The sequence below is a fragment of the Ruegeria sp. BJ6 genome (assembly GCF_056537885.1).
In genome coordinates, this window is the sequence record NZ_JBQFSG010000005.1 from 207,261 (window position 1) to 227,843 (window position 20,583).

Here is a 20,583-nt window from a genome sequence, read left to right on the forward strand (position 1 = left end):
CCGCGCACGGGCTAGGCTCGCCACAAACCGCAGAGCGAGGGCAAGGCATGGAAAAGTTCGGCAAAAGCCAACCCGTCAAACGGGTCGAGGATCAGCGGTTTCTGACCGGGCAGGGCCAGTACATGGACGACGCCATTCCGCAGAGAACATTGCACGCGGTTTTTTTCCGCAGTCCGGTCGCCCATGCGGAAATCACCTTGCTTGATCTGGATGCGGCGCGTGCTGCCGAAGGCGTTCGTCTGGTCATGACAATCGACGATCTGACGGATGCCGGGGTCGACACGGTGATGAACGCCTCCGTGGTTCCGAACCGCGACGGATCACAAGGGGCTGCACCTCAACGGCACATGCTGGCGAAAACCCGTGTCCGCTTTGTAGGCGAGCCGGTTGCGGTGGTGGTCGCCGACACGCTGGCGCAGGCGCGCGATGCGGCCGAACTGATCTGGATGGACACCGATGACCTGCCCGCCAAAACCGATATCGGACCCGGCGGTGAGGTGCTTCACCCCGAGGCACCCGACAACCGCGCCTTCGACTGGGGCTTGGGGGATGAACAGGCGACCGAGGCCGCGTTTCAGGCTGCTGCGCACACGGTCTCGCTGGACGTGCACGACAACCGTGTGATCGTGAATTCGATCGAACCGCGCGGCTGTCAGGCCGACTGGTCCGATGGGCGCCTGCATTTTGCCTATGGTGGGCAGGGCGTCTGGGGCATGAAGGCACAGCTGGCGCAGAAACTGAAACTCGACGCGGATGCGATCCGGGTCACGACCCCCGATGTGGGTGGCGGTTTCGGCATGAAGGCGATGCCATACCCCGAATATTTCTCGGTTGCCGTTGCCGCCATGAAACTGGGCCAGCCCGTCCACTGGATGTCCGAGCGGACCGAGGCGATGCTGTCGGACCATCACGGGCGCGATCTGACCTCGCTGGCCGAGCTGGCCTTTGACGAGAACTATAAAATCACCGCCTATCGCGTGCATACCCGATGCAATCTGGGCGCGTATAACAGCCACTTCGGTCAGGCGATCCAGACCAACCTGTTCAGCCGCGTTCTGATGGGCGTCTATGATGTGCAGACCACCTATCTGCGGGTCGAGGGGTTCTATACCAACACAACGCAGGTTGATGCTTATCGCGGCGCCGGGCGGCCCGAGGCGATCTATGTCCTTGAACGCGCCATCGACCGCGCCGCGCGCGAACTGGGCATCGATCCGTGGGAATTGCGGCGCAGGAATTTCATTCCTTCCGATGCGTTTCCCTATAAGACGGCGACGGGTGAGACCTATGACGTCGGTGATTTCGACATGGTTCTCGACCGTGCCGCAGACCAGACCCAAGGCTTTGCCGCGCGCAAGGCGGCGGATGCCGAACGCGGTCTGATCCGGGGGCAGGGCCTGTGTTACTATATCGAAAGCATTCTGGGCGATCCTTCCGAAGGCGCAAAGGTCGAGTTCTGCGGGGACGGGACGGTGAACCTCTATGTCGGGACGCAATCGAACGGGCAGGGTCACGAAACGGTCTATGCCCAGTTTTTGTCGGACCAGACAGGCATTCCGGCAGAGCTTATCAACGTGGTGCAGGGCGACAGTGACCGGCTGGCGCAGGGCGGCGGGACTGGCGGGTCGCGATCGGTCACCACGCAAAGCAATGCCACTCTGGCCACCGTCGACACCATTGTCGCCGCATTCACGCCTTATCTTGCGGATAAGATGGGGGTCGAGGAAGACATGGTGACGTTCGATCACGAAACCTTCCGCGCGCCGGGCTCCAACCTGACGCCGACGCTGATTGAGGCGGCCGAGATGGCGCGCGCCGATGGCCGCACCGATCTGCTGCAACACGAGGCGCGGGCGACGCTGCCGGATCGTAGTTTCCCGAACGGGGCCCATGTTGCCGAAGTCGTGATCGATTCTTTCACCGGTGTCGTGGCCGTTGACCGCTATACAGTGGTCGATGATTTTGGTAACCTGATCAACCCGATGCTTGCCGAGGGGCAGGTGCACGGAGGGGTGGTGCAGGGCATTGGTCAGGCACTGGCCGAGCATGTTGTACATGATGCAGATGGACAACTGCTCACGGCAACGTTCATGGACTACGCCTTGCCGCGCGCAGCGGACGTACCCATGATTAAGTTTACCTCGGCGCCGGTTCCGTCAACGGCCAACCCTATGGGGATGAAAGGCTGTGGCGAGGCAGGTACCGTGGGCGCGCTGGCCGCTGTGGCAAACGCGGTTCAGGATGCGCTCTGGGATTACGGGGTGCGGCAGGCGGATATGCCTTTCACACCCCACAAGGTATGGGAATTGTTGAAGGATGGTACTGTCGCGGCTCACTAAAAAGGTTCTGGGATGGCTCGGGCGGCCACTGCGCTCCGAGCATTCGGCCGAGACACGCCATCGCGAACCTATCAGCCACGTCATCATCCTTGACGGCACCATGTCCACACTTGAAGCCGGGCGCGAAACCCATGCAGGCATGACCTATCGGTTGGCCTGCGAAATGGGCAGCCAGGTGTCGGTGTTTTATGAGGCCGGTGTACAGTGGGAAAGCTGGAAAACCACTCTGGACGTCCTGATGGGGCGGGGCATCAACCGCCAGATTCGCCGCGCCTATGGCTATCTCGCCTCGCGCTACAAACCGGGCGACAGAATATTCTTCATTGGGTACTCGCGCGGCGCCTATGGCGTGCGCAGTCTTGCGGGTGTGATCGACATGATCGGCCTGCTTAAGGCGGAACATGCGACCGAGCGCAACATCAAACAGGCCTACCGCCATTACGAATGCAATTCCGGCGGAGAGGCGGCCGCAGTGTTCCGCCGCAAGTTCTGCCACGAGGAACTGGCGATCGAAATGGTCGGCGTCTGGGACACCGTGAAGGCGCTGGGCCTGCGCCTGCCGCTGTTGTGGCGCTGGGCCGAAGAACGCCACGCCTTTCACAACCACCAGTTGGGTCCTTCAACCCGGCACGGATACCACGCACTGGCGCTGGACGAGACGCGCGAGGTGTTCGAACCGGTGCTCTGGGATTGCACGCCCGGTTTCAAAGGCCATGTGGAACAGGTCTGGTTCAGGGGCACCCATGGCGATGTCGGTGGTCAGTTGGGCGGGTTCGAAGAGGCGCGCCCGCTGGGCAACATCCCGTTGATCTGGATGCTGGACAAGGCCGAACGTCACGGCCTGCCCTTGCCCGCGGACTGGCGCACCCGTTTCCCGACTGACCCGAACGCATCCTCGGTTGGAACATGGCGCGGCTGGGGCAAGATCTTTCTGCTGCGCGGGCATCGAAAGGTCGGGCGTGACCGGTCAGAGCACCTGCATGTCTCGGTGTCACCGGAGGACCTGCCAAACTGGCTGCCCGAACCGGACTTGCCATCCCATCCGGCTCAGTGATCCTGCCTTCTAGCAAAGATCAATCAAACAACGTGACTTTCTGCCCGATCCGGTGGGCCTCAAACGCTGCCTCGATATCCGTATGCAGATTGCGAACCAGTGACAACTCGGGCAGGGCGTCGAGAGTAAAAAACGCCGCCTCACTGGTTTCGGCCCCGGCCATCGGTGTTTGAGGTCCGATCTCGTCACACAGAAAGAACAGCTTGTAGAAATCGCGCGCATCTGCGGGATAGGGGTGGCGGGCCTTGTGGCGCAGCGCATAAAGATGGCGCGCGCGGACAATCAGCCCGGCCTCTTCGCGAATTTCTTTTTCCGCGTTCTCGGCGGGTGATGTGCCGATATCCGCAAAGCCGCCGGGCATCGACCACCGCCCGTCGCTGCGTTCGCGCACCAACAGAATGCGGTCGTCGCGGATCACCGCGCCGCGAATGTCCAGACTTGGGGTGGCATATCCCGCTGCGTGGTCCGATATCAACCCTTCGATCCGGGAAACGGGAACACGGCCCAGATCGGCCAGCATGGCGCGGGCCATACCGGCGATCTCGTCATAGCGTTCGCGGTCAAAGGGATCGCGGGTGAAATGCTGGCCGGTCTCGGCCAGCGCCAGCAACCGCTTGGCCCGGGCAAGCCAGGTATCCTCCAACGCTGTGGGGTCCTGGCGCACCGGCTGGTCTCAGCGCCGTCTGTCGCGGCGTGCGCTCATCGGCTGGAAGGCGACGCCCACATGGGCTTCGCAATAGGGTTTGCCCGCCTCAACCGGCAGGCCGCAGAACCAGAAATCTTCGGTAGCCGGATCGCCAACCGGCCACTTGCACGTGCGCTCGGTCAATTCCATCAACGTCAGTTTCTTGGCCTTCTTCTCGACCTCGTTGACCTTGGCCAGCGCCTCGGGGCTGATCTCGTTGGCAGAGGGCTGCGGTGGCAGCGGCTGGCCTGCCGGGATGATCTGACGCCGCGCCGGGGTGGCCGGTTTCGCCTCGGCCGCAGGGGCGGGGGCGGGACGCGCCGGTTCGGTCTTGGGCGCGGGTTTCGGCTTGGCCTCAGCCTTCGGGGCGGCGGGCGCGGGTTTTTCCTTGGGTTCCGGTTTGGCCGGAGTTGCACCGGTGGCGCGGTTCGACAGGCCCAGACGGTGCACCTTGCCGATCACCGCGTTGCGGGTCACACCGCCCAGTTCCTTGGCGATCTGGCTGGCCGACTGGCCTTCGCCCCACATTTTCTTGAGCAGTTCTACGCGCTCGTCAGTCCAGGACATGGGTAGCCTTTCAAAAAGCGGGAAAGCGGCCCCGGATTCGGGCCGCCTTCGGAATTCGTCTCAGCCCCCTATTCTAAACACTGCGGCCCGAGTTACAAGCTGTCTTCGAATCAGGTTTGGGGGCAGCAATGCAGATTCTGTCGGATAAAGACCCACGCGGTTTCGGCGCGGTCAACTGGATGGGGCTCTATACGCTCGTTCAGCGCGAGGTGCTGCGGTTTCTGGCTGTCTGGACGCAGACCCTGCTGGCGCCGCTGGTGACTGCCGGTCTGTTCCTTCTGATCTTCAATATCGCCATTGGCCCCGGCAGGCCGGATGTCATGGGCGTGCCGTTTCTGACCTTTCTGGCGCCGGGTCTGATGATGATGACGGTGATCCAGAACGCCTTTGCCAACACTTCGTCCTCGATGGTGATCGCCAAGGTACAGGGCAATATCGTCGACACGCTGATGCCGCCGCTGTCTCCGCTGGAAATTCTGCTGGGTTATCTTGCGGGCGGCATCGCGCGCGGGGTTTTCATCGCTTTTGCTGTCGGCATCGCTCTGGCGTTGGTACTTGGCCTGACACCGCACCATCCGCTGGTGGCACTGACCTTTGTTGTCCTCGGCGGTGCGTTCATGGGGGCGCTGGGCCTGTTCGCGGGCATCTTTGCCAACAAGTTCGACCAGATGGCAGCGATCACCAACTTTATCGTCACTCCGCTGGCTTTCCTGTCGGGCACTTTCTATTCAGTCGACGCCCTGCCGACGGTGCTGAACCGGCTCAGTCACGTGAACCCGGTTTTCTACCTGATCGACGGGCTGCGCTATGGCATGATCGGCGTATCCGACAGCTCGCCCATCCTTGGGGTGTTGGTTTGCACTGTCGCAACCCTGCTGGTCTGCGCATTGACATGGCAGATGCTACGCACCGGTTACCGGCTCAAGTCCTAGGCGGCCTCGGCCAATGATCCGGGCTGCAAAGGCACCCGTGGCCGTCCCAGTCGTGGATGCAGCCGCGATGCAATGGCCCACGCCCCAAACAGCGCCAGCCCGCCAGCAGCAAAGACCCCGGCCACCGGCGTGACGATCAGCACCAGCGACGCGACGCCCGGCGTGATGATCCCCGATACGTCCCGGTAGCTGGAATAGATCGCCGACATCTCGGTCCGCTCGGACGGCTTCACCGCCATCAGGAAGGGCAGGCCCGCGCAGATATCCAACACGATCAGGCAGACCGATCCCAGCACCAGCGCCGCGACCGAGGCCACGGGCCATCCCGCCAGCCCTCCGGCCGCGATGAAACAGATCGCACAGGCGGCAAAGCCGGTCCGCACCGCCGAGCGCAAGGACCGCCCCTGAACCCAGCGCAGGATCAGCGGCGCGACGAACAGCATCGCATTCGTTGCCGAAAGAAGGATGCCGCCCAGTTGCTCACCTAACCCGTTCTCGATCGCGAAAATCGGCAGGTAGACCACATAAATCCACCAGCCGCAGGACCGGATCATCGCAAACAGATAGCCCGCCACCAGCCTTGGCTGGGCAAAGAAACGCGGCAGAAACGCCAGCGGGTTCTTTGCCGGGCCGCGCGCCTTGGTGATCAGCTTGCCATTGCCCATCCGCAAGGCCCAGAACACCACCAGCATGACCACCGACGCAACTGCGCTGATGACAAATGGGGCCGGGGGCCAGACCTCCATCAGCAGCACGCCTGCCATTGGGCCCGCGGTCCAGCCCAGTGCACTGTAGAACATGCGGCTGGTCTCGCACCGGCCCAATTCGATCTTGCTGATGTAATCCAGCACATAAGCGTTGAAACAGATAAAGGTCACAACTGCCGCGACCGTGTTCAGCGCCAGCGCGCCCACAACGGCCTCGGGGCTGCCCTCCAGTGCAAGCAGGGCGCCGCCCATGAACATGAGGCACCCCCCGGTATAGGCCCAGCGGCGCGGTATGAACCGGATCAGGAACGGCACCATCAGCCCGGCACCCAGCGAGATCAGACCGACCAGAAAGTACAAAAACGAAACCGTCGCCGCATCGCCAAGCGCCCGGTACATCACCAACGGAAAGACCGATATCAGAATACCACGCACCACCGCCTCGAGCCCGGCAAGAATGCCGAAATCGCGGACGGATGGGGCAGGGGCATGGCGGACCCATTCGGGAATTCGACGCTCGTGCATGGGACAATCTCGCTAATCAACTGCCCTCAAATTGCGCCTTTTTAATTCACCTTCATGAGGAAATGCGACACGCAGGTCGCGGCTGGACCTGCCTCACAAAATTTTTTGAATGGGCTCAGCTGCGTCTGGCCCGCGCTTCCCGCCAGACAAGGATCAGCGCGCCGGTCAGGATGATGGTCGATCCCAAAATGCTGACCGAATCCGGGATCACCTCAAAGATCGCAAAGTCATAGAGCGCGGCAAATATCAGCGTTGCATAGCTGATGGGCGCGACATAGGACGCATCCGCCCGTGCCATCCCGTTGACAAAGCAGGCCTGCGCGCAGGCCATCAGCACGCCGATCCCTGCCAGCGCCGCCCATTGCTCGGCCGTCGGCGGTTGCCAGACCGCCAGCACCGCGACCGAGGCGATCGTCAATCCCATCGCGTTGTTCACCAGCAATATCTGGATGGGGCTTTCGCGCCCCGACAGCTTCTTGATGAAAATCAGCTCCATTCCGATCACCGCCGCCGCCGCCAGTGCCAGCAGCGCCGCGGGCTGAAAACTCTCAGGTGTCGGACGTAACAGGATCAGCGCGCCGGACAGTGCCACAGCCGCCGCAAGCCAGCGCCACGGCCCAACGCTTTCCTTCAGCAGCGGGATGGCCAGAATCATCGCAAAGACCGGATTCAGGAATGATATCGCCGTGGCATCCGCCATCGGAATATACGCGACCGAGGCGAACATCAGCGTCACACCGGCCCAGCCGAAACTGGTCCGCCCGATATGCAGCCCCCAATGTGGGCGGCGCAGTTGCGGACGCAGTGTTGCAACCGCACTGACAATCACGATGAACGCAAACAGAAACCGCCCGTGGCTAATCTGCATCGGATGCAGGGGCGGACCAAGTACCTCGGTCCCCAATGCCTTCGCCAGCAGCGTCGTCGCCGCAATGAAAGCGCTGGCGACGAATATCAGTGTTGCCGCAAATGCCGGGTTCTGACGCTGCTGAACATACATGCCCACAGCCCTGCGCCACGGCAGCCCAAATGGCAAGCGCGAAAACCGTGCCCGGCATCGTGATCACCAAAATTACGTGTCTGCCAAAATACCGGGTTTTCAGACCGGCTTTGCGCCGCTATAGAACACGCATGATCAGACACGCACATATCTCTTTGCTCCGACGCCGACGCATTTTTGCGTAACCGGCCCGTTTGATCCATTTGCGCTGCAAAATCAGCGCATCCCCCTCCAAACCAGTTGACGAACCCGCCCTTGGTGTATCACTCACTTGGGCTCAAACTTTCGAAAAGGATGATCCGATGATCCCGTCCGTTCTGCCGACCTATAATCGTGCGCCCCTCAGCTTTGTGAAGGGCGAGGGCGCCTGGCTGACCGAGGCGGATGGCCGACGTTTCCTTGACCTCGGCGCGGGTATCGCGGTGAACGCGCTGGGCCATGCCCACCCGGCTCTGGTCAAGGCGCTGTCGGATCAGGCCCATGCGTTGTGGCATGTCTCGAACCTATATCAGATTCCGCAGCAGCAGGCGCTGGCCGACAAGCTGGTCGAACACACCTTTGCCGACACCGTGTTCTTCACCAATTCCGGCACCGAAGCCTGCGAACTGGCCGTCAAGATGGCGCGCAAGTATTTCTATGACAAAGATCAGCCCGAGCGGGTCGAGATCATTACCTTCGACGGCTCTTTCCATGGCCGTTCTTCGGCGGGCATCGCGGCTGCCGGGTCGGAAAAGATGACCAAAGGCTTCGGCCCGCTGCTGCCCGGCTTTGTGCATGTAACTTTCGGTGACCTCGATGGCGTCACCAACGCCATCACCGACAAGACAGCGGCCATCCTGATCGAGCCGATACAGGGCGAAGGCGGCATCCGCCCGGTGCCCGATTCCGAGCTGAAGGCCCTGCGCCAGATCTGCGACGACAACGGTCTGCTGCTGATCCTGGACGAGGTGCAGTGTGGCGTCGGACGCACCGGCAAACTCTTTGCCCATGAATGGGCGGGCATCACGCCCGACATCATGATGGTTGCCAAGGGCATCGGCGGCGGCTTCCCGCTGGGCGCGGTTCTGGCGACCGAGGACGCGGCAAGCGGCATGACCGCGGGCACCCATGGTTCGACCTATGGCGGCAACCCGCTGGGCTGCGCCGTGGGCTGCGCGGTTCTGGATCAGGTGTCCACTCCGGCGTTCCTCGAAGGGGTCAACCGCAAGTCCGGCCTGCTGCGGCAAAAGCTCGAAGGCCTGATCGCCGACCACCCAGACGTGTTTGAAGAAGTGCGCGGCGCGGGCCTGATGCTGGGCCTCAAATGCAAGGCGTCAAATATTGATGTCGTCAATGCAGGCTATGACAACCTCGTCATCACCGTGCCCGCCGCCGACAACGTGATCCGCCTGCTGCCACCGCTGACCCTGACCGAGGATGACATCGCTCAGGCCATGATCCGCCTCGACAAGGCCGCCGCGCAGGTCGAAGCCAATCTCGAAACCGCCTGACCTTACTCTTGCCAAAAATATCCCGGAGGTGTGGGGGCTGGCCCCCACCCGCCGACAGCCAAAAGCGATATCCAATGAACCATTTTCTCGACATTCACAAAACCGATCCCGCTGATCTGCGGGCCATGATCGACCAGGCCGCGACGATGAAACAGGATCGCCTGGGGCGCCCCAAGGCCGCTCTGGATGACGATCAGCCGCTCGAAGGCCGCATGGTGGCGCTGATCTTCGAAAAGCCCTCGACCCGGACCCGCGTGTCTTTCGACGTCGGCGTGCGCCAGATGGGCGGTCAGACCATGGTGCTCAGCGGCAAGGACATGCAGCTAGGCCATGGCGAAACCATCGCCGATACCGCCCGCGTGCTCAGCCGCTACGTGGACATGATCATGATCCGCACGTTCGATGAAACCATCCTGACCGAGATGGCCGAGTTTGCCGATGTGCCGGTGATCAACGGCCTGACCGATCGCACCCATCCCTGCCAAATCATGGCCGACGTGCTGACATTCGAGGAACATCGCGGTCCCATCGCGGGCAAAAAGGTCGTCTGGACCGGCGATGGCAACAACGTCTGTTCATCGTTCCTGCATGCGGCAGGCCAGTTCGGGTTCGACTTCACATTCACCGGCCCGGCCCAGTTCGATCCCGAAGAGGAATTCATGGGGTTTGCCCGCTCCAAAGGCTCGAAAGTCACCGTCGAACGGGACGCGTTCAAAGCTGTCGAAGGGGCCGATCTGGTGGTCGCAGACACCTGGGTCTCGATGCATGACGCACAATCGGCCAAGGAACGCCGCCACAACCTTCTGCGCCCTTATCAGGTCAACGCCGAACTGATGTCCCACGCGAAACCGGACGCGCTGTTCATGCACTGCCTGCCCGCGCACCGCGAAGAAGAGGCCACCTCCGAAGTGATGGACGGACCCAACTCGGTCATCTTCGACGAGGCCGAAAACCGCCTGCACGCGCAAAAGGCCGTCATGCGCTGGTGCCTGGGCCTCTGACCGAGGCGGCGCCACGTCATTCCGTACCGCTCTTGCCCCAGCGGTTCATCCCGGCGCATCCTTTCCGCAAAAGGAAAGGGGCGCCATGAAACTTGTCATCGCGGGCGCGGGCAGCATCGGATGTTATTGTGGTGCTTTGCTTGCAGAGGCCGGGCATGATGTGACCCTGCTGGGGCGTGCCCGCATTCTGGATCCGATCCGTGCACAGGGTCTCACAGTCACCGATTTCTCGGGCCTTCGCTGTACGGTTTCCCCAGACCGTCTGACCCTTGCGGAAAACCCGGACTGTCTCGCATCGGCCGATCTGTTTGTCGTCACCGTCAAATCAGGTGCCACCGAAACAATGGCCGAGCTGATAGCCCGGCACGGACCTGAAACCGCGCCGGTCCTCTCTTGGCAAAACGGGATGGATAACGCCCGAATACTGCGCGCGGGCCTGCCTGACCGCGATGTTCGTGCCGGTATGGTACCCTTCAACGTCGTTCCGACCTCTCTGGCCGCGTATCATCGCGCGACGTCCGGCGATATCGTGATCCAGACGGGGCAGGGCGCACTGGCAACCGCGCTCTCATCGCCCGCGCTGCCCGTCACCGAAAGCGACCGGATCGAGGCGGTTCAGTGGGGCAAACTGGTGATCAACCTCAACAATGCGCTCAATGCGCTGTCCGGCCTGACCCTCAGGGAACAACTGCTGGAGCCGAGCTGGCGCCGTCTCATGGCCGCCCAGATGGCCGAGGCGCTGGGCGTACTCAAATCCGCCGGACACCCGGTCGCTTCGACGACACCACTCCCGGCATGGATGACGCCCCATATCCTGCGCCTGCCGACACCGCTGTTTTCCCGCATCGCGGCGCGCATGCTGACCATCGACCCCAGCGCCCGCACATCAATGGCCTATGATCTACAGGCCGGGCGCCCCACCGAAATTGACAGCCTGCAGGGCGAGATCATACGGATCGGACAGGCAAACGCCGTCCCGACCCCGATCTGTTCACGGGTTGCGACTCTGATAGCGCAAGCCCCGAACGAACCCCTCTCTCCCGATCAGATTTACAGCTGACAGCAGCACGCACCAGCGTCAGAGGAATGCTGTCAGAACCCGGAAAATCACCGCCGACATACAGGCAGCCGCCGGAACCGTAATGATCCAGGCCGCCACGACAGTCATGAAATGCGACCGCCGCACCAGCTTGCGCCGCCGGCGTTCTTCTTGCGCCAGCCGTAATTCGGGCTGGCGTTTCAGGTTCAGACCACGCCGCCGCCGTTCCGAATGCCATTCGCGATAAAACCCGACACCAAACACGCCGCCCACTGCGATGTGGGTCGAACTGACCGGAAGTCCCAGCCAGCTGGCCACGATCACCGTGATCGCCGCCGACAGCGCCACGCAATAGGCCCGCATCGGGTTCAGCTTGGTGATCTGGCTGCCGACCATGCGGATCAGCTTGGGGCCGAACAGGAACAGACCAAAGGAAATTCCGAATGCCCCGATGATCATGACCCAGCTCGGGATTGTAACCTTGGCGGCGAAATCCCCGAACTCGGCGGCATAGACAATGGCGGCCAGCGGCCCGACCGCGTTGGCCACGTCATTGGCGCCATGCGCAAAGCTCAACAAGGCGGCGGAAATCACCAGCGGCAGACCGAACAGGGTTTTCAGCGAACGGGTCCGGTTCTCCATCCCTTCGGACTTGCGGCGGACCCACGGCACGGTGATGGCCCAAACCGCCACACCTGCACCCAGACCGATCAGCAGAGCCAGCTCCAGATCAACCTTCACGATCCGTTTCAGCCCCTTCACCGCCAGATACGAGGCAAAGGCCCCCGCCATAAGCGCCACCAGTATCGGGACCCAACGCCGGGCCGCGGCGATCTTGTCATCCTGATATTGAATCCTGGCCTTGATCAGCGCCAGAAACGCAGCAGCGATCACGCCTCCCAAAACCGGTGAAATCACCCAGCTGGCGGCGATTTTGCTCATCGTTCCCCAACTGACCGCGCTCATGCCTGCCGCGGCAATGCCCGCGCCCATCACACCGCCCACGACGGAATGCGTGGTTGAAACCGGCGCGCCGATCCATGTGGCCAGATTGACCCACATGGCGGACGAAATCAGCGCCGCCATCATCGCCCAGATAAAGACCTCGCTATTCTGAACCGAGGCCGGATCGATGATCCCCTTCGAGATGGTCGATACCACATCGCCCCCCGCCAGCAACGCACCGGCGCTTTCGGCAATGGCCGCAATGACGATGGCACCACCCATGGTCAGCGCATTCGCGCCCACCGCCGGTCCCATGTTGTTGGCCACGTCGTTTGCGCCGATATTGATCGCCATATAGGCACCGAAAGCGGCAGCGGCGACAACGACCAGCCCGCCGTTTGCCTGCCCGAACCACACCGCAGCGACCAGCCCGGCCAAAGCGATAAAGGCCAGCGCGATCCCCGGCGCCACCAGCGGGCGCGCGACATAGGCGCTCGCGCGTTCTACACGCGAAATTCGATGCAGGTCGTTATCCAGCGCTTTCCAGCGCGGTTCGGTCTGGCTGTCGGTCATCTGCTTTGCGCAATGCTTACTGTTTCAGGCGCCAGCGCGCTACATCCTTGCGCCGGATGGGGCAAGGGGTTGTCATGCAGTTTTTACAAAACCGTTACATTTGCCGCAATATGGCCTGCAGCTCGGGCTCTCTCACCCGATCCGCCGCATCGCTGGCGCTTACCCAGCACCGTTTTCTCTCATGCGCCTCGGGATAGTCATCCGCCAGTTCCGAGACATGGATATGATAAACATTGGTCTGGATCGGCAGAGCCGAGCCATCCTTCATCATCTTGTCGTAGGAATAATACCCCACCGGCTCGCTGTCGACATTCGCCCGGCTAACCCCGGCTTCTTCCCAGGCTTCCTGCAACGCGGTCTCGGCCCCGTCCAGACCGTCGATCGGCCAGCCTTTGGGAATGATCCAGCGTCCGGTATCGCGGCTGGTGATCAGCAGCACGGTATTCCGCCCGTCCACCTGCTTGGTGCACAGCGCCGCGCACTGCACCCGCTTGGGACGCAGGACAAGAGGTCTGGCGACCTCCTCCCAGATATTACGCAGCCATGTTGCCATGTCAAAAGTGCCTGTCTTGTGCCCGGATATTTCCGTGGGTTCGCTTTGATACCTGATTTGGCTGAAATTTTCAACAATCGCACTGGAACGTGGGCCTTTCCCGCGAATTTTCAATAGCACCGGATTGTTTCGACGGCTCCGGTTGGTGTGCCCCCGCCTATTCCTCACAATTCGGAGCACAAATAACTGCCTGATAGCCCGAGGTTCTCCATTGCAACCGCCGCGCCAATCGGCAAGCTGACGCACAGGGGAGGAACCGGATGACAGATCAACTGGACGGAGACTACGATTACGTGATCGTTGGCGGCGGTACGGCCGGATGTGTTCTGGCCAACCGCCTGAGCGAAGAACCCGGCACCCGCGTTCTTCTTCTCGAGGCAGGCGGCAATGATCGCTATCATTGGGTGAACATTCCCGTCGGCTATCTCTACTGCATCGGTAATCCGCGCGTGGACTGGATGATGAAGACCGCCGAGGAGCCGGGTCTGAATAACCGATCCCTCGTCTATCCGCGTGGCAAGGTTCTGGGTGGCTGCACCTCGATCAACGGCATGATCTATATGCGCGGACAAGCCGCCGACTATGACGGCTGGAGACAGATGGGCAACACCGGCTGGGGTTGGGATGACGTACTGCCGTGGTTCCGCAAGTCCGAGAATCACCACAAGGGTGAAACCGACCTGCACGGGGCAGGGGGCGAATGGAAGGTAACCACACAGCGCCTCGGCTGGGACATCCTGCGCGCCTTTCAGGAGGGTGCGAAGGAATTCGGCTATATGCCGACCGCCGACTTCAACGCCGGCACCAACGAAGGGTCGGGATTTTTCGAGGTAAACCAGAAGAACGGTGTGCGCTGGAACACCACCAAGGCGTTTCTGCGCCCGGCCATGAAGCGCCCCAACCTGCGGGTACTGACCCATGCCATGACGGACCGGCTGATCCTTGATGGCCGCCGTGTCACCGGCGTCGCCTTCCGCCACAAGGGGCAGGCGCGCACCGTCAGTGCCAGACGAGAGGTCCTGCTTGCCGCCGGGGCCATCAATTCCCCGAAACTGCTGGAGCTTTCGGGCATCGGCCAGCCAGACCGCCTGTCCGCGCTGGGCTTAACCCCGGTCCACGACCTGCCGGGCGTTGGCGAAAACCTGCAGGATCACCTGCAAATCCGCACCGCCTTCCGTGTCAGCAACACTCGCACGCTGAATGAAACCGCCAACTCCTTGACCGGGCGTATCGGCATCGCCCTCAAATACGCGCTTACCCGTTCCGGCCCTCTGTCGATGGCACCCAGCCAGTTCGGCATGTTCACCAAATCCGACCCTGCACTCGCCACTCCTGATCTGGAATACCACGTTCAGCCGCTATCCACCGACCGCCTCGGCGACCCGCTGCACCCATTCCCGGCCATCACCGTCTCGGTCTGCAACCTGCGCCCCGAAAGCGTCGGCGATTGCCACATCACCCAAAACGCCGCCGACCCGCAGCCCCATATCCGCCTCAACTACCTGAGCGCCGAACGCGATAAACAGGTCGCGGTGACCGCTGTCAAACAGGCGCGCCGGATCATGACGGCCAAAGCGCTGCAACCATACGAGCCGCAGGAATTCCTGCCCGGCCCCTCCATCCGGTCCGATACCGAACTTCTGCACGAGGCCGGCAACATCGCTACTACGATCTTCCACCCCACCGGCACCTGCAAAATGGGCACCGACCCCATGGCCGTAACCGCGCCGGACCTGCGGGTTCACGGTCTTGACGGGCTGCGGGTCATCGATGCCTCGATCATGCCGAAAATCGTATCCGGCAACACCGCCTCACCCGTCATCATGATCGCCGAAAAAGCCGCCGACATGATCCGCTCTTCATCTTTTTGAAAATACTCTGGGGGAGACGCCGAAGGCGGCGGGGGCAAAGCCCCCTCTACGACCGCCGCTTGGCGCGCAGTGTCGGGTCGGCCTGCGTCGGGTCTTCGGGCCACGGATGCTTGGGGTACTGGGCCCGCATGTCCTTGCGCACATCCGCATAAGACCCGGCCCAAAACCCCGGCAGATCGCGGGTGATCTGGATCGGTCGCTGTGCAGGGGATAACAGCGTGATCTTAAGCGGCTCACCCCCGATCACCGGATGCCGTGTGACACCAAACAGCTCCTGCAAACGGACCGAGATTTCCGGCACCGCCGCGCCGTAATCAATGGGGACCTTGCGCCCCAGCGGCGTCACGAAAGACCCCGGCGCGCGCCGGTCAAGCTCTTGCATCTGGTCCCAGCTCAACCGCGTTTGCAGCGCGGGCAACAGATCAAAACGTTTCCAGTCTTCGGCGGTTTTGACGCCGGACAGCATCGGCAGCAGCCAATCTTCGACCGAGACCGTCAACCCTTCGACAGTAAAGTCAGGCAGATCAATGCCTTCGGAACGCACCAGCTCAACCCGCGCCGCCAACCGCGCCGCCGCGCCATCCAGCCGGATGCCCAGATCGCGCACCCCGTCCAACATCGCGCGCGCGACATCCTCGTCCGGCACATCCTTCCAGATGCGGTCGTCCAGAGTAATGGCGCCAAACCGCTCCTGCCGCCGCGCGACCACGCGCCGTTCGCGCTTCGACCACCCGCAACTGTCGGCCCATTCAATCTGATCGGCAAAGAGATCGCGAATTTCGCGTTCGGAAATCTGCGCCGCCATCCGCAAACGCGCCTCGCGCGGGTTTCCATCGGTATCGATCGCCACCAGATTGGGCGCACCCGCCAGCGTATCGCCGCTTTCCATCACGACACCCTTGCCGCCCGACAGTACAAATCGCGGTACATCCCCTTTGCGCCGCTGTCCGATCCGATCCGGATAAGCCAGCGCCGCCATGGCCGCCGGGCTCAGGTCACGGGTCTTGCCACCAGCCTGCTTTTGCAGCCGCTTTGCCTCGCCCCGGATGCGGTCCACAACGCCCGGGTTTACCTGCCACGGCCGGTTGCGCTGAAACGCGCGGAGGTCCCGCAGCGCCTCAAGACGCAACGCCAGATCAACCGGCGCGCTCTTCAGCGGGTCCCGCTCGGCCATCAGCGCCGCCAAGGGCGCGGCCTGCGGGCCTGCTTCGACTAGCATGTGCCCCAACCGCGGATGCAGCGGCAGCGCCGCCAGCGCCCGCCCATGATCGGTAATCCGCCCCTTGCCATCCAGCGCCCCAAGCATCGCCAGCAGCGCCCGCGCCTCGGCCATTGCACCTTCGGGCGGTGGGGTCAGAAAGGCCAGATCACCGGGATCCGCCCCCCAAAGCGCCAGTTCCAGCGCCAGCCCGGTCAGGTCCGCCGCCTCGATCTCGGCCGGGGGATAGGCGGCCAATGCGCCTTCCTCTCCCTTCGACCACAACCGGTAACACGCACCCTCTGCCACACGCCCGGCGCGGCCTGCGCGCTGTGTGGCCTCGGCCCGCGTCACCCGTTCTGTCACCAGCCGCGACATGCCCGATCCGGGATCAAATCGCGCACGCCGGGCCTGACCCATATCCACCACCACCTGGATATCCGGAATGGTCAGCGAGGTTTCGGCAATCGACGTCGCCAGAACCACCTTTCGCCCGCCATCAACCGGGGCAATCGCCGCGCGCTGGGCGGCAAACGGCATGGCACCAAACAGGGGCCTGATCGCACAAGCCCCAGGCAACCGTCCGGTCAGCGCCGCCTCGGCCCGCCTGATCTCGCCCTCGCCGGGTAGAAACACCAGCATTCCGCCGCCAACGCTACGCGTCTCTCGCTCGGCCTGTAGGACCAGATCGATCAGCGCATCCAGCCGCCGCGCCTTTTGCCCCAATGGCCGCTCCAACCAGCGCAGATCGACCGGAAAACTCCGCCCTTCCGAGGTCACCAGCGGCGCATCCATCAAGCGCCCCACAGGGTCGGCATCCAGTGTCGCCGACATCGCCAGCAGGATCAGATCGTCGCGCAGCGCCCCGGTTACTTCCAGACACAGGGCCAGCCCCAGATCGGCATTCAGCGAACGTTCGTGAAATTCATCGAAAATAACCGCACCCACGCCCGGCAGGTCGGGATCGGATTGCAGCATCCGGGTCAAAATGCCCTCGGTCACGACCTCGATCCGCGTGGCCTTGGAAACCTTTGCCTCACCCCGCACGCGATATCCAACGGTCTCGCCCGCGCGCTCGCCCAGCGTTTCGGCCATGCGCTCCGCCGCGGCCCGCGCGGCCAGCCGGCGTGGCTCCAGCATCACGATACGTCCGTCGCACAGCCCGGCCTCCAGCATGGCCAGCGGCACGCGCGTGGTCTTGCCCGCTCCGGGCGGGGCCTGCAGAACGGCCCGGCCCGAGGTCCGCAGAACCTCCAGCAGTTCGGGAATGGCGTCGTCAATTGGCAGGCGCAGTGTCATCCGGCCCTTATCCGCCAACTCGCCAGCGCCGTCCAGATCGCACTACTTCCGCACAACCGTCGCCGCGCCATAGACCGTCTGCGCCTGTACATGTACCGCCCGCATGACGCCGCCCTGCGCCTCATAGGTTACCGTCAAAGGAAACCGGCTGCCCTTGCGCAGATCATCGGGCGCATAGCCGCTGAGCCGGGTAAAGGCACCGCTGCACCGAACCGTGCCACCGGAATCCACACGCCGGGTCAGGGCAATCTCGGTCAACCGCTCGCCGTCATAGATTTTCTGGCGCAACCTGCACAGGTCTTCGGGTCGCTGATCCCGCAGAACCATGAAGATCGCGGTCAACGGGTCCACCGCACCGCGCTGTTCCTGATCGGTCACGGAAAAGGCCGTCCTTTCCCCGATCTCCGACCCGCTGGCCCGCGCCACGCCGCCCGAATAGGTCAACCGCGCGCGTGACTGGCGCTGCCCTGTATCCATATCCTCGACGTACTGTTGCGGGATGAACCGATCCCCTTTGCGCCGCCCCGACGCCTGAATAACAAACCGCACCTGCTTGATCGCACCGACCAGCCCCGTCGTGGCAAGCTGCGCCGACACCGAATAGCGCGAGGTGCCGGCGTTACCGTCCAGCGTGAACTCGCCCACCTTCACACCCAGTGCCCGCAAGGCAAAACGCGCTTGCGTCTGCTCTGCCAACAGCGATGCAGGCAGAACCAGAAGGGTCACAATGCAAAAAACATGGCTCAGGCGAAACACGGATCAAAATTCCTATGCGGTCCGGGCTGGACAAACCGGGTTGGTCGGCTGCAAGTATTCGTGCCACAGAAATTGAGTTCAGAATGCAATTAGACAGCCTAAGTGACAAGATTTTGAACGGCGACCGCCGGGCGCTGGCCCGTGCGATCACGCTTGTCGAAAGCAAACGCCCTGACCACCGCGCTCAGGCCGCTGAGCTGCTGGAGCGTCTCGGACGCGCCGACCGCCAGTCGCTGCGCATCGGCCTGTCGGGCACGCCCGGTGTTGGCAAATCCACCTTCATTGAAAGTTTCGGCATGCTGCTGACCGGGCAGGGGCTGCGAGTCGCGGTCCTTGCGGTTGATCCCAGTTCCGCCCGTTCCGGCGGATCGATCCTTGGCGATAAAACCCGGATGGAGCGTCTGAGCCGCGAGAAAAACGCCTTTATTCGCCCATCCCCCAGCCAGAGCCACCTTGGCGGCGTCGCCCGCCGCACACGCGAAGCGATTGCCCTGTGCGAAGCGGCGGGTTTTGACGTGGTGCTGATCGAAACCGTTGGTGTCGGGCAGTCGGAAACGGTGGTGTCCGAGATGTCCGACCTCTTTCTGCTGTTGCTGGCTCCGGCCGGCGGGGACGAATTGCAGGGCGTCAAGCGCGGTATCATGGAGATGGCCGACATGATTCTGATCAACAAGGCGGACGGCGATCTGAAGGCCGCCGCCACCCGTACCTGCGCCGACTATTCCGGTGCGCTGCGTCTGTTGCGCAAGCGCCCGCAGGACCCCGATGATTTTCCCAAGGCCATGATGGTCTCGGCGGTCGAGGAAATGGGCCTTGCCCAGGCCTGGGACGAGATGCAGGCGCTGTCGGACTGGCGCAGGGAGAACGGTCACTGGGCGGCCAACCGCGCCGCACAGGCCCGCTACTGGTTCGATCAGGAGGTCCGCCACGCCCTTCTGGCCCGCCTCGATACGCCCGAGGCAAAGGCTGAGATGGCCGAACTCAATGACCGGGTGTCACAGGGCCACCTCAGCCCGGGTGCCGCTGCAGAAAAGATGCTGGCGACACTGTCCCGCGCCTGATCCTGCGCCGTGCCGCCCTTCTGCTCGTTGACAAATACGACCGCCGGAGGCATGGCCCGAACGGGCCATTTCCCGGTCGCATCAAAACCACCGGCACGAGCAAAGATTTCGCGCCCGCCCATCTTGACCCCATCCGTGATTCCCACTACACGCATCCAACCAGTTTTCGGGCGCGACTTCGGGTTGCGCCCCTTGTGATTTGGCCGCAGGCAGATGCCCGGCCTCCAGAAACAAAGGAAGAAACCATGTCGCGCCGTTGCGAACTGACCGGAAAAGGCCCGATGACTGGCAACAATGTCAGCCACGCCAAAAACAGAACTCGTCGTCGTTTTCTGCCGAATCTGAACGACGTCACCCTGCAGTCGGAAACCCTGGGCCGTGGCGTCAAGCTGCGCATCTCGGCGGCTGCCCTGCGCTCGGTCGACCACCGTGGTGGTCTGGACGCGTTCCTGGCCAAAGCCAAGGACGAAGAGCTGTCGGCAAACGCACTGAAGGTGAAAAAGGAAATCGCCAAGGCACAAGCCTCGGCCTGATCCGCCTTACATTTCGATTTTCGGAACCCCGCGCGACATCGTGCGGGGTTTTCCTATTTAAGATCGGTGAGTTGGAAAATCCGCCTCTGTCGGGGCGAAAGCCGAACCGCCAAAATTGTTTTCAAATTTAATATTAATTCGTGTTTTGGCGTGACATTGTTCACATACTGCTCGCAAAAATGCGAATACGTTTGTGCATATTAGTAGATCGGAGGCTTCGCCTATGCCTTTCAAACAATATGCATTTTTAGGAATTCTGATTGATTTCGCGGCAAGCGGAATCAGGAAATGCACTCAGATACAGCGGCGCGTGAACCGTCTGCACACAAGCATGACAACCGATACGTCGTCGCGCCCCAATCTGGACCGGTAATCGGTCCCATCGCCGAATGCAGGGCCGAACCTGCATTCGGCACCCCGGTTTCCGGACATGGTGCGCGGCTATCCTGTCGCAG

Annotated in this window: 17 protein-coding genes; 9 read left to right on the forward strand and 8 right to left on the reverse strand. The window is 62.4% G+C overall.

Translation table 11 applies throughout. The features are described 5' to 3' along the window. Positions 1-47: 47 nt before the first annotated feature. The gene (locus ACR0D6_RS13035) at positions 48-2,339 is read left to right on the forward strand and encodes a xanthine dehydrogenase family protein molybdopterin-binding subunit (protein WP_480765801.1); all 2,292 of its coding nucleotides are present in this window, start codon (positions 48-50) and stop codon (positions 2,337-2,339) included. Continuing rightward, the gene (locus ACR0D6_RS13040; protein ID WP_480765802.1) at positions 2,317-3,393 is read left to right on the forward strand and encodes a DUF2235 domain-containing protein; all 1,077 of its coding nucleotides are present in this window, start codon (positions 2,317-2,319) and stop codon (positions 3,391-3,393) included. Before ACR0D6_RS13035 ends, ACR0D6_RS13040 begins: the two co-directional genes overlap by 23 nt. Before the next feature lie 19 nt (positions 3,394-3,412). Here the strand turns inward: ACR0D6_RS13040 and ACR0D6_RS13045 are convergent, their stop codons facing one another. Together ACR0D6_RS13045 and ACR0D6_RS13050 are read right to left on the reverse strand one after the other, a co-directional pair. After that, positions 3,413-4,057: an NUDIX hydrolase gene (locus tag ACR0D6_RS13045; RefSeq protein ID WP_480765803.1), complete on the reverse strand. Its 645-nt coding sequence runs from the start codon at positions 4,055-4,057 to the stop codon at positions 3,413-3,415. A 9-nt stretch (positions 4,058-4,066) separates the two neighbouring features. Next, positions 4,067-4,645, reverse strand: a complete 579-nt coding sequence (locus ACR0D6_RS13050; protein WP_170651464.1) for a GcrA family cell cycle regulator — start codon at positions 4,643-4,645, stop codon at positions 4,067-4,069. Positions 4,646-4,773: 128 nt separating this feature from the next. Between ACR0D6_RS13050 and ACR0D6_RS13055 the strand changes: the two genes are divergently transcribed. Further along, positions 4,774-5,577 (forward strand): ABC transporter permease, encoded by an 804-nt coding sequence (locus ACR0D6_RS13055; RefSeq protein ID WP_480765804.1) that lies wholly within the window; start codon positions 4,774-4,776, stop codon positions 5,575-5,577. Here the strand turns inward: ACR0D6_RS13055 and ACR0D6_RS13060 are convergent. Then, positions 5,574-6,809: an MFS transporter gene (locus ACR0D6_RS13060; protein ID WP_170651466.1), complete on the reverse strand. Its 1,236-nt coding sequence runs from the start codon at positions 6,807-6,809 to the stop codon at positions 5,574-5,576. The two genes, ACR0D6_RS13055 and ACR0D6_RS13060, sit on opposite strands and share 4 nt — an antisense overlap. 115 nt (positions 6,810-6,924) lie before the next feature. After that, entirely contained in the window at positions 6,925-7,809 is an 885-nt protein-coding gene (locus ACR0D6_RS13065) for a DMT family transporter (protein WP_480765805.1), read from the reverse strand. A 302-nt stretch (positions 7,810-8,111) separates the two neighbouring features. Between ACR0D6_RS13065 and ACR0D6_RS13070 the strand changes: the two genes are divergently transcribed. The 3 genes from ACR0D6_RS13070 to ACR0D6_RS13080 all read left to right on the forward strand — a co-directional run bounded on the left by ACR0D6_RS13070 (position 8,112) and on the right by ACR0D6_RS13080 (position 11,360). Further along, a complete protein-coding gene (locus ACR0D6_RS13070; RefSeq protein WP_480765806.1) occupies positions 8,112-9,299 on the forward strand; it encodes an acetylornithine transaminase in 1,188 nt (395 codons plus the stop codon). Between the two features lie 74 nt (positions 9,300-9,373). Continuing rightward, the gene (argF, locus tag ACR0D6_RS13075; RefSeq protein WP_480765807.1) at positions 9,374-10,300 is read left to right on the forward strand and encodes an ornithine carbamoyltransferase; all 927 of its coding nucleotides are present in this window, start codon (positions 9,374-9,376) and stop codon (positions 10,298-10,300) included. Between the two features lie 85 nt (positions 10,301-10,385). After that, positions 10,386-11,360 carry a 2-dehydropantoate 2-reductase gene (locus tag ACR0D6_RS13080; protein ID WP_480765808.1) on the forward strand — a complete coding sequence of 325 codons (975 nt, stop codon included), beginning with the start codon at positions 10,386-10,388 and terminating at the stop codon, positions 11,358-11,360. 18 nt (positions 11,361-11,378) lie between these two features. On the opposite strand, the gene ACR0D6_RS13085 is transcribed toward ACR0D6_RS13080, so the two are convergent. Both ACR0D6_RS13085 and ACR0D6_RS13090 read right to left on the reverse strand, forming a co-directional pair. Then, the gene (locus tag ACR0D6_RS13085; RefSeq protein ID WP_480728844.1) at positions 11,379-12,857 is read right to left on the reverse strand and encodes an inorganic phosphate transporter; all 1,479 of its coding nucleotides are present in this window, start codon (positions 12,855-12,857) and stop codon (positions 11,379-11,381) included. 94 nt (positions 12,858-12,951) lie between these two features. After that, positions 12,952-13,410, reverse strand: coding sequence for an NUDIX hydrolase (locus ACR0D6_RS13090; protein ID WP_480451054.1), 459 nt, complete (start codon positions 13,408-13,410; stop codon positions 12,952-12,954). 260 nt (positions 13,411-13,670) lie between these two features. On the opposite strand from ACR0D6_RS13090, the gene ACR0D6_RS13095 reads away from it, so the two are divergent. Beyond that, the gene (locus tag ACR0D6_RS13095) at positions 13,671-15,281 is read left to right on the forward strand and encodes a GMC family oxidoreductase (RefSeq protein ID WP_480765809.1); all 1,611 of its coding nucleotides are present in this window, start codon (positions 13,671-13,673) and stop codon (positions 15,279-15,281) included. A 46-nt stretch (positions 15,282-15,327) separates the two neighbouring features. Here ACR0D6_RS13095 and hrpB read toward each other — a convergent pair whose 3' ends face one another. Together hrpB and ACR0D6_RS13105 are read right to left on the reverse strand one after the other, a co-directional pair. Beyond that, on the reverse strand, positions 15,328-17,778 hold the full coding sequence (gene hrpB, locus ACR0D6_RS13100) for an ATP-dependent helicase HrpB (protein ID WP_480765810.1): 2,451 nt from the start codon (positions 17,776-17,778) through the stop codon (positions 15,328-15,330). A gap of 42 nt (positions 17,779-17,820) precedes the next feature. Next, positions 17,821-18,504: a DUF3108 domain-containing protein gene (locus ACR0D6_RS13105; RefSeq protein WP_480765811.1), complete on the reverse strand. Its 684-nt coding sequence runs from the start codon at positions 18,502-18,504 to the stop codon at positions 17,821-17,823. Between the two features lie 113 nt (positions 18,505-18,617). On the opposite strand from ACR0D6_RS13105, the gene meaB reads away from it, so the two are divergent. Then, complete coding sequence (gene meaB, locus ACR0D6_RS13110) at positions 18,618-19,595, forward strand: methylmalonyl Co-A mutase-associated GTPase MeaB (protein WP_480765812.1); 978 nt, start codon at positions 18,618-18,620, stop codon at positions 19,593-19,595. Between the two features lie 245 nt (positions 19,596-19,840). After that, positions 19,841-20,128, forward strand: coding sequence for a 50S ribosomal protein L28 (gene rpmB, locus ACR0D6_RS13115; RefSeq protein WP_039532366.1), 288 nt, complete (start codon positions 19,841-19,843; stop codon positions 20,126-20,128). Positions 20,129-20,583: the final 455 nt, after the last annotated feature.

What these genes read in the sequence shown, in the direction of transcription:
- ACR0D6_RS13035 (WP_480765801.1), top strand. Translation starts at nt 48, where the DNA reads ATGGAAAAGTTCGGCAAAAGCCAACCCGTCAAACGGGTCGAGGATCAG.
- ACR0D6_RS13040 (WP_480765802.1), top strand. Translation starts at nt 2,317, where the DNA reads ATGGTACTGTCGCGGCTCACTAAAAAGGTTCTGGGATGGCTCGGGCGG.
- ACR0D6_RS13050 (WP_170651464.1), bottom strand. Translation starts at nt 4,645, where the DNA reads ATGTCCTGGACTGACGAGCGCGTAGAACTGCTCAAGAAAATGTGGGGC.
- ACR0D6_RS13055 (WP_480765804.1), top strand. Translation starts at nt 4,774, where the DNA reads ATGCAGATTCTGTCGGATAAAGACCCACGCGGTTTCGGCGCGGTCAAC.
- ACR0D6_RS13060 (WP_170651466.1), bottom strand. Translation starts at nt 6,809, where the DNA reads ATGCACGAGCGTCGAATTCCCGAATGGGTCCGCCATGCCCCTGCCCCA.
- ACR0D6_RS13065 (WP_480765805.1), bottom strand. Translation starts at nt 7,809, where the DNA reads ATGTATGTTCAGCAGCGTCAGAACCCGGCATTTGCGGCAACACTGATA.
- ACR0D6_RS13070 (WP_480765806.1), top strand. Translation starts at nt 8,112, where the DNA reads ATGATCCCGTCCGTTCTGCCGACCTATAATCGTGCGCCCCTCAGCTTT.
- argF (WP_480765807.1), top strand. Translation starts at nt 9,374, where the DNA reads ATGAACCATTTTCTCGACATTCACAAAACCGATCCCGCTGATCTGCGG.
- ACR0D6_RS13080 (WP_480765808.1), top strand. Translation starts at nt 10,386, where the DNA reads ATGAAACTTGTCATCGCGGGCGCGGGCAGCATCGGATGTTATTGTGGT.
- ACR0D6_RS13085 (WP_480728844.1), bottom strand. Translation starts at nt 12,857, where the DNA reads ATGACCGACAGCCAGACCGAACCGCGCTGGAAAGCGCTGGATAACGAC.
- ACR0D6_RS13090 (WP_480451054.1), bottom strand. Translation starts at nt 13,410, where the DNA reads ATGGCAACATGGCTGCGTAATATCTGGGAGGAGGTCGCCAGACCTCTT.
- ACR0D6_RS13095 (WP_480765809.1), top strand. Translation starts at nt 13,671, where the DNA reads ATGACAGATCAACTGGACGGAGACTACGATTACGTGATCGTTGGCGGC.
- hrpB (WP_480765810.1), bottom strand. Translation starts at nt 17,778, where the DNA reads ATGACACTGCGCCTGCCAATTGACGACGCCATTCCCGAACTGCTGGAG.
- meaB (WP_480765812.1), top strand. Translation starts at nt 18,618, where the DNA reads ATGCAATTAGACAGCCTAAGTGACAAGATTTTGAACGGCGACCGCCGG.
- rpmB (WP_039532366.1), top strand. Translation starts at nt 19,841, where the DNA reads ATGTCGCGCCGTTGCGAACTGACCGGAAAAGGCCCGATGACTGGCAAC.